At 52.3% G+C, this 13,100-nt stretch carries 11 protein-coding genes; 5 read left to right on the top strand and 6 right to left on the bottom strand.

Annotation, left to right across the window (positions count from 1 at the left end; genetic code table 11):
• Window positions 1-191 precede the first annotated feature (191 nt).
• Complete coding sequence (locus J2X61_RS17710) at window positions 192-569, bottom strand: VOC family protein (RefSeq protein ID WP_310189484.1); 378 nt, start codon at window positions 567-569, stop codon at window positions 192-194.
• A gap of 146 nt (window positions 570-715) precedes the next feature.
• Entirely contained in the window at window positions 716-1,447 is a 732-nt protein-coding gene (locus J2X61_RS17705) for a glycerophosphodiester phosphodiesterase (RefSeq protein ID WP_310189482.1), read from the bottom strand.
• 207 nt (window positions 1,448-1,654) lie between these two features.
• On the opposite strand from J2X61_RS17705, the gene J2X61_RS17700 reads away from it, so the two are divergent.
• The 4 genes from J2X61_RS17700 to serC all read left to right on the top strand — a co-directional run bounded on the left by J2X61_RS17700 (window position 1,655) and on the right by serC (window position 6,300).
• Window positions 1,655-2,626, top strand: coding sequence for a carbohydrate ABC transporter permease (locus tag J2X61_RS17700; RefSeq protein WP_274470616.1), 972 nt, complete (start codon window positions 1,655-1,657; stop codon window positions 2,624-2,626).
• Window positions 2,623-3,444 carry a carbohydrate ABC transporter permease gene (locus tag J2X61_RS17695; protein WP_274470617.1) on the top strand — a complete coding sequence of 274 codons (822 nt, stop codon included), beginning with the start codon at window positions 2,623-2,625 and terminating at the stop codon, window positions 3,442-3,444. The genes J2X61_RS17700 and J2X61_RS17695 overlap by 4 nt, the downstream gene beginning before the upstream one ends.
• Before the next feature lie 85 nt (window positions 3,445-3,529).
• Window positions 3,530-4,918, top strand: coding sequence for an ABC transporter substrate-binding protein (locus J2X61_RS17690; RefSeq protein WP_310189480.1), 1,389 nt, complete (start codon window positions 3,530-3,532; stop codon window positions 4,916-4,918).
• Window positions 4,919-5,211: 293 nt separating this feature from the next.
• Window positions 5,212-6,300 (top strand): 3-phosphoserine/phosphohydroxythreonine transaminase, encoded by a 1,089-nt coding sequence (serC, locus tag J2X61_RS17685; protein WP_274470619.1) that lies wholly within the window; start codon window positions 5,212-5,214, stop codon window positions 6,298-6,300.
• Window positions 6,301-6,382: 82 nt separating this feature from the next.
• Here serC and lpdA read toward each other — a convergent pair whose 3' ends face one another.
• The 4 genes from lpdA to pdhA all read right to left on the bottom strand — a co-directional run bounded on the left by lpdA (window position 6,383) and on the right by pdhA (window position 11,343).
• The gene (gene lpdA, locus J2X61_RS17680; protein ID WP_274470620.1) at window positions 6,383-7,795 is read right to left on the bottom strand and encodes a dihydrolipoyl dehydrogenase; all 1,413 of its coding nucleotides are present in this window, start codon (window positions 7,793-7,795) and stop codon (window positions 6,383-6,385) included.
• A gap of 4 nt (window positions 7,796-7,799) precedes the next feature.
• Window positions 7,800-9,134, bottom strand: a complete 1,335-nt coding sequence (locus J2X61_RS17675) for a dihydrolipoamide acetyltransferase family protein (protein ID WP_310189478.1) — start codon at window positions 9,132-9,134, stop codon at window positions 7,800-7,802.
• Window positions 9,135-9,166: 32 nt separating this feature from the next.
• Window positions 9,167-10,147: an alpha-ketoacid dehydrogenase subunit beta gene (locus tag J2X61_RS17670; protein WP_274470622.1), complete on the bottom strand. Its 981-nt coding sequence runs from the start codon at window positions 10,145-10,147 to the stop codon at window positions 9,167-9,169.
• Between the two features lie 113 nt (window positions 10,148-10,260).
• Complete coding sequence (pdhA, locus tag J2X61_RS17665) at window positions 10,261-11,343, bottom strand: pyruvate dehydrogenase (acetyl-transferring) E1 component subunit alpha (protein ID WP_274470623.1); 1,083 nt, start codon at window positions 11,341-11,343, stop codon at window positions 10,261-10,263.
• Between the two features lie 264 nt (window positions 11,344-11,607).
• On the opposite strand from pdhA, the gene J2X61_RS17660 reads away from it, so the two are divergent.
• Window positions 11,608-12,339 (top strand): alpha/beta hydrolase, encoded by a 732-nt coding sequence (locus J2X61_RS17660; protein ID WP_310189476.1) that lies wholly within the window; start codon window positions 11,608-11,610, stop codon window positions 12,337-12,339.
• Window positions 12,340-13,100: the final 761 nt, after the last annotated feature.

Below are 13,100 nucleotides of genomic sequence, written 5' to 3'. Positions count from 1 at the left end.
TTAATACCAGGTCATAATTCCATTGTATTCATCTGCCGCCGTTGTGATAGTACTAACTTTACTTAGTACTGTCTGCGGTGCGAGTGCCAGCTTGCGTTTCCCCTTCCTCTCCCTTCCTTCACCTCCCATCGCAGTCTCCACAAAAAAGACCGCGGCACGGGCTGCAGCGGTCTAGTCGTCAAATGCATATGTTATTTCGAAACTTCACTGGTTAAAGCCAAAGTGTTGCCTTCCGAATCCTGGAAGAAAGCCATCCAGAGATCGAATCTTCCCATGTCGGCCACTTGATGCGGTTCGCCTACGAACGCAACGCCTCGGTCCATGAAGGTCTCATATACGCTCTTGATGTCGTCGACTTTGTAGTAAATCACCGAACCCGGGTGGTTGAATTCAGCTTTCTCCGGGAGACTCAGCATCAAGCGGATGCCGCCGCAATCGAAGAAAGCCACCTGTCCCGCTTGGAACAGGAATTTCATCCCCAAGGTGTCGCGATAAAAAACTACGGCTCTGTCGATGTCCCCCGCATGAACGGAAATTTGTGCGATTTGAGTTAGACGGTTTGTGCTCATCCGTGTTCACGTTTCCCCTTTCGACTGGATCTGTCCATATTTTACCATGGCGGACGGATCTAGGCACCTGTAGATGGAGACGAACTCCCACAGGAAAACAGGCGACCGGTGAGCAGGCCTCGCGAGCACATCCGTACCGACTCGACTTACACGCCCAACACCTTCCGCAGCTTCGCCGGAAAATCTGTAATAATCCCTGTCACACCGGTGTCGATCAGCCGTTGGAAGTCGCGGACATCATTCGCTGTATAAGGATACACCGCAAGTCCCGCGGATGACGCCAACTCGGCATCCTCTTTCTCGAAATGGTGGTGGCTCGGGTGCAAAGAATGCACCTCCACTCCCATTTGCTCCGCATAGGCCGCGTGATTGATCAAATCGGCTGCATACAGCAGGCCGACTTTGACGGCAGGCTCCGCCAGCTTGATCCGGCGGATCACTTTATGATCGAACGAGGAGATGACCACATCCTCCATACGTCCGCTCTCACGTAGAAAAGCGAGCAAAGACTTCTCCATCCGCCCTGCATAGGCATGCTTCACTTCCACATTGATCAGACGGCCGCGCGGCACGAGGTCGAACACGTCCCGCAGCAGCGGCACCCGCTCCCCGGTGAACGCTTCGGAGAACCAGAATCCGGCATCCAGTCCTTTGATATAATCCCAGCTGTGCTCGCCAATAAGTCCGGAGCCGTTCGTTGTTCGGTCCAGCGTAAAATCATGGCACACAACAATCTCGCCATCCAATGTGAGATGAACATCAAGTTCGATGCCGTCCGCCCCTTGCTCGAAAGCGAGAGCGAAAGATCCTAACGTATTTTCAGGCGCTTCCCCGGCCGCTCCGCGGTGGCCGATCACAATAGGTTTACTTGCTGTCATATCGTTCTCTCCCATCTATTCATCGGTTTCATGACCAAATTATAGCTCCATCACTCAGCGCTTGCCCAGTAGACAAGCGTAAAGGTTACGTAAATCCGCAAGGAAAATTCACAAATCATTTAACTGTATTTAACATTGGTCAAATAAGCCGCGGCTAAGCTAGATCAGGTACAGGCCAGTTACTAACTTTCATGGAGGAACGATGTCATGAGTACGATAGATCGCGATGTACCGTTTCCAACGGCTGCATCTTCCGCTAAGCCAATCAACGTTAAAGCAGGGCTTCCCCCTCGTACCCTTCTGTCCGCACGATGGGCGGAGACGCTGCTAGGCTATGTTTTCTTGCTGCCGTCGCTTGTCTTGTTCGGCATATTCTTGTTTTACCCCTTGCTGCAAACCGTCTATCTCAGCATGCACGAGACGGATCCCAGAGGCCGCGTAGCCGATTATGTAGGCTTTGACAATTTCATTGCCATCTTCACTTCCGAGCGCTTCTATCAAAGCTTGAAAGTGACAGGCCAATTCACCTTACTGACCGTGCCGGCCAGTATCCTTCTAGCCCTGCTGCTCGCCGCACTTACGCACAATCATCTGAAAGGCATGCGTTTCTTTCAATTCGTATTCTCGCTGCCGGTTGTCCTCTCTGTCGGGACATCCTCCGTCATCTGGATGATGCTGTTCCATCCCAGCGTCGGGATGCTGAACTATCTCCTGCAAGCTGCCGGCTTGGAGCCAGTCGCCTGGCTGACCGATCCGAGATGGGCGCTGCTCTCCGTCTCCTTGATGACCGTGTGGATGAATCTGGGCTTCAATTACATCGTCCTGTTCAGCGGACTTCAAGGCATTCCGGACGACATCTACGACAGCGCCTTAATCGATGGTTCCGGACCGATCAGAACCTTCGTTCAAATCGTGATGCCGCTGCTGTCTCCAACCCTATTCTTCGTCACCATCGTCTCGATCATCGGCGCTTTCCAGTCCTTCGGACAGATTCATATTCTGACCAAGGGCGGACCGGTCAACACGACGGACGTTCTCGTTTACACGCTGTACCAAGACGCTTTCATCAATTTCCGTTTCGGCATCGGAAGCGCCCAGGCGCTGGTGCTCTTCACCATTATTTTGCTGCTCACCTTGCTGCAATTCAAAGTATTCGAAAGGAATGTTCACTATCAATGAACCGACATCTGCAAAATACTTTCGTCTATGCCCTGCTGGTCATTGCCGCCGCGCTTGTGCTGTATCCGATTTTCTACACGTTTGCGTCTGCGCTCATGACGCCCGAGGAAGCTTCGGCTTATCCGCCGCATATGCTCCCCGGCAGCTTCTACCTGGGAAGCATTCAAGCCGTCTTCGATCTCGTGCCGATCGCCAAGTTTGTGACCAACAGTCTGATCGTCTCGATCATCATCATGGTAGGTCAGCTCATAACGTCCGCGATGGCCGCTTACGCATTTGCGAATATCCGTTTTAAAGGGAAGGCTGCGGTCTTCGCCCTGTTCATGGCTACGATGATGATTCCTTGGGAAGTTACAATTATCCCTAACTATTTGACCGTCAAGAAATGGGACTGGCTCGACAGCCTGCAAGGGTTGACCGTCCCGTTCCTGGCGACGGCTTTCGGCACGTTCCTGCTGCGCCAATTTTTCCTGCAGCTGCCGAAGGAGCTGTTCGAAGCGGCGCGCATCGACGGCTGCGGCCATATCCGCATCTTCTGGCGCATCGTGCTGCCGCTGGGCCGGCCTGCACTCGCTACACTGGCTGTCTATGCGTTCTTGAACGCCTGGAACATGTACTTGTGGCCGCTGCTCATTACGAACAGTGAAGACATGCGCACCGCGCAAATCGGCATCGCCATGCTGCAATTCGAGGAGCTCACCGTATGGAACCTCGTTCTGGCAGGCGCCACAATCGTTCTCCTGCCTTCTCTCATCCTGCTCGTGCTCGGGTTAAAGCAGCTCGTCCGCGGACTTACCGCCGGCAGCGTGAAAGGTTAATCTTTGTTGGCTGCTCTGCTTTGGCTCTAACGGCCAAGGCGGAATTCCATATATCTAAATTAAAAATAGGGAGAGAAACAAACACATGAAATACGTAAACATAAGAACATCCGCACTCGCCATGACTGCCTTCATGATGATGCTGACCAGCGCTTGCGGCAAAGCCGAAGTTGCATCCTCCGGCTCCACGGCAGCTGCCAGTCCGTCAGCGGCTGCATCAACTGCACCTGCCAAAACGTCTGAGCCCGTGAAAGTCATTTGGTGGCACTCCATGAGCGGTGAGCTCGGTCAAGCCGTCGATAAGCTTGTGGCCGATTTCAATGCCTCGCAGAGCAAAGTGAAGGTTGAGGCTGTTTTCCAAGGTACTTACGATGAAAGCTTGAACAAAATGAAAGCTTCGATGGATACGAAGAGCGGTCCGTCCCTTATTCAAGTGTACGAGATCGGTTCCCGTTTCATGATCGATTCCAAAGCGATTACGCCGGTTCAGAAATTCGTTGACAGCGATAAATTCGATCTTTCCCAGCTGGAAGAAAACATTTTGAACTACTATAAATTTGACGACAAATTGTATTCCATGCCTTTTAACACGTCCAATCCGATCCTGTATTATAACAAAGACATGTTCAAAGCTGCCGGTCTCGATCCGGAGAAGCCGCCAACTACGTATGAGGAAGTGGCCCAAGCAGCGCAAGCGCTCAGCAAAGACGGCAAAGCAGGCGGTTCGTTCGCCATCTACGGATGGTTCATGGAGCAGTTCTTTGCCGGACAAGGCGCAGAATTCCTGAACAACGGCAACGGCCGCACCTCCCCTGCAACCGAAGCTCTTGTCAACAATGACGCAGGCGTCAAAACTTTGACATGGTGGAAACAAATGGTGGACAATAAGTCCATGCAAAACCTCGGCCGCAAAACCGACGATACCAAAAAAGCTTTCGCTGCGGGGCAAATCGCGATGACGCTCGATTCCACAGCTTCCTTGCGCGGTATCGTAACAAGTGCAGAGGGCAAATTCCAAGTTGGAACAAGCATCCTGCCTAGACCGGCAGACGCCAAAGACGGCGGTGTGGTTGTCGGAGGAGCAAGCCTCTACATTCTGAACAACAAATCCGAAGCGGAGCAGCAAGGCGCTTGGGAGTTCATCAAATTCCTGACCAATCCGCAAACGCAGGCATGGTGGCATGTCAACACAGGCTACTTCCCGATTACGAAAAAAGCGTATGATGAGCAATTGGTCAAAGACAATCTTACGAAATATCCGCAGTTCAAGACCGCCATCGACCAGCTTCATAACACCAAAGCGAATAAAGCTACGCAAGGCGCTGTCATGGGCGTATTCCCGGAAGCCCGCCAAATCGTAGAGACGGCGATCGAAGAAGCGCTCACTGGCAAGAAGGCGCCGAAGGACGCGCTGGATGCAGCCTCCAAAAGCATTGCCGAGAAGCTTGCAGCCTATAATAAGACCGTAAAATAATCGGCTTCCAGAAAAAGTATTGACCTTTGCGGTTAACAGGCATATAGTTAGAGTCAACTTCCATATTCGATTATGCCAATGAAGAGAATCCAACTCCGAGGCGTTATCGCCAAGCAGGCCTGAGAAGGCTGACCTAAGTTAACCGGCACCGCCCGTTACCGCGGAACCAAGTGGAGAAGCAGCCGCAAGGCACTTCTTAAATTGGGTGGCACCGCGAGCTAACGCTCCTCGTCCCAATCGGATGAGGAGCGTTTTTTGTTGTTTGCACATCCAATTATCGGGAGGAATGCCACATGTCAACACGCAAGTACAATTTTAACCCGGGTCCGGCCGCGCTGCCGCTAGAGGTGCTGGAGGAAGCTCAAGAGCGTTTCGTCGACCATGAGCGCCAAGGGATCTCCTTGCTCGAAATGTCGCACCGCAGCCGCACAGTCGAGGAGCTAAGCGAAGAAACCCGGAACCTGCTGCGAACTTTGCTCGCGCTGCCGGACTCGTATGAGGTGCTCTTCATGGGAGGCGGAGCCAGCACGCAATTCGCGCTGCTGCCGATGAATTTCCTGGCTCCCGGGCAGACGGCCAACTATGTATTGACGGGGAGCTTTGCGGAGAAAGCCTATAAGGAAGCCGGCTATATCGGACATACGCATATTGCAGCCAGCACGAAGGAGCAGGGTTGGCGCACCGTTCCTGCGGTAGGCAAGGACGATCTCCGCGGCGATCCCGCTTATCTGCATATCACGATGAACAATACGATCGAGGGTTCTTGTTTTACACAAATACCGGATACCGGGGGTACCCCGCTAGTAGCCGATGTGACAAGTGAAATCTTGAGCAGGAGGCTCGATTTGGAGAAGTTCGACTTGATGTATGCCGGTGCCCAAAAAAATCTCGGACCTGCCGGCGTCACTGCGGTCATCGTGCGCGATGCCTGGTTGGAAACAGCCTCCGCCCGGATACCGGAAATTATGCGTTATTCCACCTTTGCCGCGAATAAATCGTTGTTCAATACGCCGCCCGTTCACGCGATCTATATGATGAATCTGGTGCTCAAATGGACGCATCAGCAAGGCGGTGTGGAACAAATTGAGCGGCACAATCAGCGCAAATCACAGCTGGTTTATGATGCTATAGATCGAAGCGATGGTTTCTATCAAGGTGTAATCGAAGCCGAATACCGCTCATCGATGAATATGACCTGGCGGATGGCAACTGAGGAATTGGAACGTGCGTTCATTGCGGAATCCGTGTTAGCCGGATTTGAAGGTTTGGCAGGTCACCGCAGCGTCGGCGGACTGCGCGCTTCGGCGTACAATGCGGTCACTTATGAGGCTTGCCTGGCGCTGGCTGAATTCATGAATGACTTCGCCCGCCGGCACGGTTAGCAAATAAAAGAGTCCCGTAGAGCGGCTTCCGCCGACTCTCGGGACTTTTTATCTAAAGGTATGGAGATACCGTTAATGAGGCTTATTTCAACGTGTGAATCGGATGACCCAGCGCACCTTCGGCTGCGTCCATGATCATTTCCGTTAATGTCGGATGTGCGTGAATCGTAAGCGCGATGTCTTCCAGGTTAGCGCCCATCTCAACTGCAAGAGCTAGCTCTCCGATCAAGTTCGATGCTTCCGGACCAACGATTTGACCGCCCAGCAGCGTGCCTGTCGCTTTATCGGCAACCAGCTTCACGAAGCCTTGGCTGGCGTTCAAAGAGTTGGCGCGGCCGTTAGCGCCGTAAGGGAATTTCCCGATCGCCACCTCAATGCCTTGCGCTTTCGCCTCTGTCTCGCTCAAGCCGACGCCGGCAATTTCCGGATCGGAGAAGACGACAGCTGGAATTGCTTTGTAATCGACGACGCTAGAGTGACCCGCGATCGCTTCTGCCGCAACTTTAGCTTCATAAGAAGCTTTGTGCGCAAGAGCCAAGCCAGGGACAACGTCGCCGATAGCGAAAATGTGCGGGATGCTCGTTCTGCCTTGGTTATCCACTTCGATCAGACCGCGATCCGTCATTTTCAAGTTGATCAGATCCAAGCCAAGCTCGCCATCCGTGTTCGGGCGGCGGCCGACCGTTACAAGCACATAATCAGCCGTTACTTGCTTCTCTTCGCCTTTGACCGTGAAGGTAACTGTTACGTCATTATCTGTTTTGGTGCAAGATTGCGCCAGCGCTTCCGTATGCACTTCAACGCCGACTTTGTCCAGGTTGCGTGCTACCAGCTTCGTGAATTCTTTCTCGAAGCCAGGAAGAACGTGATCGGAACCTTCCAGTACCGTAACTTTCGTACCGAATTTCGCATAGGTTTGACCCAGCTCGATCCCGATGTAGCCGCCGCCGATAACGACCATGCTTTTCGGAATTTCAGGCAGGTTCAGCGCCTCGGTGGAAGAAATGATTCTGCCGCCGAACGGGAATGCTTTCAATTCGATCGGACGTGAGCCCGTTGCGATAATGCAATGTTTGAAACGGTAGCGAGGCGCTTCCGCATCGTTGAACACACGCGCTTCGTGCTCATTGATGAACATCACTTCGCCTTTGAACATTTGCACTTTATTGCCCTTCAGCAGGGAGCTTACGCCACCTGTTTGTTTGGCCACAATGCTGTTTTTCCAAGCTTGTACTTTAGCAAAATCGACTTTGACATTCTCTACGGAAATGCCCATCGAATCTGCGTGCTGAGCATGCTCATACGTATGAGCTGCAGAGATCAGCGCTTTGGACGGGATGCATCCGCGGTTCAAGCAGACGCCGCCCCAATCCGATTTATCTACGATCAGTACGCTTTGACCGAGCTGGGCCGCGCGAATCGCCGCGACGTAACCGCCCGGGCCCGCACCGATGACGAGCAAGTCAATATCTAAAGAAGCATCTCCTACTACCATGCTGTTACACCTCCAAGACGAGAAGCTCTGGATCAGCCAGAAGCTGTTTGATATAGTTCAAGAAGCTTTGTGCTGTAGCTCCATCGACAATGCGGTGGTCAAAGCTTAAGGAAAGAGCCATAACGGATGCCGCCACGATTTCGCCGTTCTTAACGACCGGTTTCTCGGTGATGCGTCCTGCGCCAAGGATCGCAACTTCAGGGAAGTTGATGACCGGTGTGAAGAACATACCGCCTACGGAACCGATATTCGTAATGGAGATTGTACCGCCCTTCATCTCGTTCGGAGACAGCTTGCCTTCGCGGCCGCGAACCGCCAGGTCTTTGATCGAGGAGGCGATGGACCATACGTTCTTACGGTCAGCATCGTGGATAACAGGAACGAGCAAGCCGTTGTCCGTATCTGTAGCGATACCGATGTTGTAGTACTTTTTGTACACGATCTCTTGCTTCTCTTCGTCGATCATTGCGTTCATAACCGGGAATTGACGGCATGCTGCAACCAAGGCTTTCACGATGAAAGGTAGGTACGTCAGCTTCACGCCTTTCTTCTCGGCAAGAGGCTTCGTGCGCTCGCGCAGCGCTACTAATGCGCTGACGTCGATTTCGTCCATCAGTGTCACGTGCGGTGCCGTGTACACGGATTTCACCATAGCGTTCGCGATGACTTTGCGGATTCCTTTGAACGGAATACGCTCTTCGACGCGATCGCCTGCCGCTACCTGCGTGCTAGCTGCAGGTGCCGCGCTGCCAGCTGCTTCCGCTGCAGCCGGGGCTTCCGCCGCCGGAGCTGCCGCCGCGCCGGCTCCTGTAAAGCCAAGGACGTCCTCGCGTGTAATGCGGCCGTGCTTACCAGTCGGCGACACCTCTGCGAGGGCGACGCCTTTCTCTCTTGCCAGCTTGCGCACGCTAGGCGTTGCAAGCACTTCGCGGCCTGCGCCGCCGCTTGGCGCGGACGGAGCCGGAGCGGCTGCAGCAGGTGCTGCCGCTGGAGCCGGTGCTGTTGCTACCGCTGTAGCAGCAGCTGCAGGAGCCGCTGCCGCCGCAGGGGCAGCATGGTTCGAGCTGGCGTGATGCATGGATTCCGCCGGCATCTCGCCAGTGACTTCGATCGTCATCACGAGTTCGCCGATCGTACAAACTTGTCCGTCTTTGACCGCGACGCTTACGACTTTCCCTTCGACCGGACAAGGAACTTCAACGACCGCTTTATCGTTCTGTACTTCCATCAGAATCGTTTCGTCTGTTACCGTGTCGCCAGCTTTCACGAGCAGCTTGACGATCTCGCCTTCATGTATGCCTTCACCAAGCTCTGGGAACTTGTATTCAAACAATGCCACGTGGACAACCTCCTGTTACCTTCGAGTGAGAATTAGAATTCGAGTACTTGTTTAATTCCGGCAATAACACTTGCTGGGCTTGGCAACCAAGCATCTTCGATTTGAGCGAACGGATAAACGGTATCCGGAGGCGCTATACGCAATACCGGAGCTTCCAGGTGAAGAATGGCTTTCTCGTTAATTTGCGCGATAACTTCTGCAGCTACACCGGAAGTTTTCTGTGCTTCTTGAACGATAATCGCACGGTTCGTTTTCTTAATCGAAGCGACGATCGTGTCGATATCCAGAGGAAGCAGCGTGCGAAGGTCGATAACCTCCACTTTCACGCCTTGCGTCTTCTCGATTTCTTCAGCGGCTTTCACGGAAGTATGAACCATGGCTCCGTAAGTGATCACCGTTACGTCAGAGCCTTCGCGAACGACGTTCGCTTTGCCAAGCTCAACCGTATACTCGCCTTCAGGTACTTCTGCGCGGAATGCGCGGTATAAGTTCAGATGCTCCATGAAGAAGACAGGGTCATTATCGCGGATCGCGGAGATGAGCAAGCCCTTCGCATCATAAGGATTGGATGGGACGACTACTTTGATACCAGGCGTCTGGACGAGCAAGCCTTCAAGCGCATCCGTGTGAAGCTCAGCCGCTTTCACGCCGCCGCCGTAAGGCGTACGGAATACGATCGGCGAGTTGTAACGGCCGCCGGAGCGGTAACGCATACGAGCTGCTTGCACGCAGATTTGGTCAAGCGCTTCGTAGATGAAACCTACGAATTGAATCTCGGCGATCGGACGGAAGCCTTGAACGCCAAGACCGACGGCAAGACCGCCGATTGCGGATTCGGCAAGAGGCGTATCGAAGACGCGGTCTTCGCCGAATTCTTTCTGTAAGCCTTCTGTAGCACGGAATACGCCGCCGACATGGCCCACGTCTTCACCGAACAATACGACATTTGGATCTCTTTCTAGTTCAACGCGCATCGCGTCTTTAATCGCTTGAATCATCGTCATTTGTGCCATGACTTCTTCGTGCCTCCTAAGAGTTTTTCGCCAGAAAAACTGGCTTCGTAAGCATATGCTTGTTTTCGTTAGAAAACTTGCATCGTAAGGTTAAGCTGAGTTTTCGTTAAAACTTATTTGTACGCTTGCTTCTGTTCTTCTAGGTGAGCCGGTGTGACTTCGAACATGGAATCGATCAAGCCCGGGATCGTCATTTTCTCTGTTTCCTCGGCTTTCTTGATGTGTTCAGCAACCGTTGCTTTCGCTTCTTCTTTCACTTGTGCCTCGATCTCTTCGTTCCATAGACCTTTCTTGGTCAAGAAAATACGCATGCGCGTAAGCGGATCTTTAGGCTCCCAGTTGGACTCTTCGTCTTTGGTACGGTATTTCGTCGTGTCATCCGCCAAGGAATGCGGACGGTAACGGTATGTCAACGCTTCGATCAAAGTAGCGCCTTCGCCTTTGCGGCCTCTTTCGGCAGCTTCTGTGACAGCTTGAACAACCGCCAGAACGTCCATTCCGTCAACCTGTACGCCTTTGATACCGGCTGCAAGTGCTTTATGCGCTACGGACATAGCACCTGTTTGCTTCGCGTAAGGCGTTGTAATGGCATAGCCGTTGTTTTGGACGAAATAAATCGCAGGCAGCTTGAACGCTCCCGCAAAGTTCAAACCTTCGTAGAAATCGCCTTCGGAGCTTCCGCCGTCACCTGTATACGTAATCGCTACGCGCGGCTCTTTACGCTTCTTGAATGCCATCGCTACACCGGTTGCATGCAGAACTTGCGCGCCGATGATGATTTGCGGCATAAGAACGTGAACGTCCTGTGGAATTTGACCGCCGTGCTGATGTCCGCGGGAATACAGGAACGCTTGATAAAGCGGCAGTCCGTGCCATACGAGCTGCGGCATATCGCGGTAACCCGGGCAAATGAAATCATCTTTATTTAAAGCAAATTCACTACCGATCATGGAAGCTTCTTGGCCGGATACCGGCGCATAGAAACCAAGGCGTCCTTGACGGCCGAGGTTAACTGCTCTTTCGTCCCATACGCGTGTGAATACCATTCTTCTCATTAATTCTTTCAATTGGTCATCGCTAAGATTAGGCATTTTGTCGGGATTTACAATCGTGCCGTCTGGAGCCAGTACTTGTAAAGGCTCAACCTTCTCTGTGGTCACTTCGTAATTTGCTTGGCTGACAAGTGGCTTACTCATACCATTTCACCTCTTATATGATTTTGATGCCTGCTAGCTTCACTTCTGTTATAGTATTATTATAAACCTGTTTTCGTGAATTGTACACCAGTATCCTTGTGTTATACGACCTTTTTTAGCGGAAATGAATAGTACAGTTTAGGAAAATATATAATACAGTTAACATTAAATTCACAACTGCTATAATACACCTTACCCAAACCGCTTCCAACATACGCTTCCGGTTCCATATTTGCCCAAAGATAAAATAAAGGAGAATTACTTATGTCGGATGACTCCCGCTACTATCAAAGAACGATTATAAAGGATGAACTCACCTCTGTCCTGCTTCAAGAAACTCGCCCGCTTCGCATTTACCTGCCTCCCGGTTATAACGAATTGCTGTCCTACCCCGTCATTTATTGCCAGGATGGCGAGCAATTCTTCAACTTCGGGCGCATTGCCACAACGATCACACGCTGTATTTTGGATGAAGACCTGGAGCCTGCTATCGTAGTAGGCGTCGACGTCAACAACCTCCACCGCACATCGGAATATGCTCCGGAAGGAGAGCGACATGACACTTACTGCCGCTTCTTCGCCGAGGAGCTTCTCCCTTATATAGAGAGCCGTTATCCGGTCCGTACAGAGCGATCGGAGCGTATTGTTGCAGGCGATTCTCTCGGAGGAACCGTTTCCTTGCATCTCGCCTTAGATTATCCTAGCCTTTTTTGCCGTGTTATATCCTTATCGGGCGCATTTTTCGACATCACGCGGGAACGCGTCAAAGCCGCGGACGACTTGTCTTGGCTGGAGCTGTACATGCTAGTCGGTCTGGATGAAACGGACGTAAAGACAGAGCGAGGAACTTTCGATTTCGTCCGCGAAAACCGGCTGGCCAAAGAGGAGCTCGAGAACAAAAACGTTGTTCTCCATTACCTCGAGAAGCCGGGCAAGCACCTTTGGGGCTTCTGGCAAGGTGAGCTTGCCGCGGCGCTGCATTATTTTCTCGGGTAGCCACAGCAAAAAAACCGTCAAGAATCTGAAATTCACCCACAATGTGAGGTTCAGTTAATTCCTGACGGTTTTAATTCGTTTGGCTGGCCTTTGGACTTTGCCCGGAGGGCCTCGGCCCGAATGACCTTATTTCCCGATTTCAGGCCGAAATCGGGTGCAAAACGGACAAATAGGACACTGGTGTCCGTTACATTTGCCAGGCTGCTCTTTTTCGCGGAATAAGGGCTGCTGTGTCCGTTAGCGCGGCGCGGCTCCTCGCTTGCGCCACAATGTCTGCCAATTGTATGAAGGGCAGACTGCCTCGACCCTTCTAACGGACACAGCGACCGTTATTCTCACGAAAGACATCGTGTTCCGTTTCTAACGGACACGGATGACCTTATTTCCCGATTTCAGGCCGAAATCGGGTGCAAAACGCACAAATAAGGACACTGGTGTCCGTTACATTTGCCAAACAGCCCTTTTCGCCGAATAAGGGCAGCTGTGTCCGTTAGCGGGGCGCGGCTCCTCGCTTGCGCCACAATGTCTGCCAATTGTATGAGGGGCAGACAGACTGCCTCGACCTCTCTAACGGACACAGCGACCGTTATTCTCACGGTAGACATCGTGTTCCGTTTCTAACGGACACGGATGACCTTATTTCCCGATTTCAGGCCGAAATACGTTGCAAAACAGACAAATAAGGACACTGGTGTCCGTTACATTTGCCAAACAGCCCTTTTCGCCGAATAAGGGCTGCTATGTCCGTTAGCGTGAGCGCG

This window comes from Bacillus sp. 3255 (assembly GCF_031456485.1).
Taxonomy (GTDB): domain Bacteria; phylum Bacillota; class Bacilli; order Paenibacillales; family NBRC-103111; genus Paenibacillus_E.
This window is presented reverse-complemented; position numbering and strand designations above follow the sequence as displayed.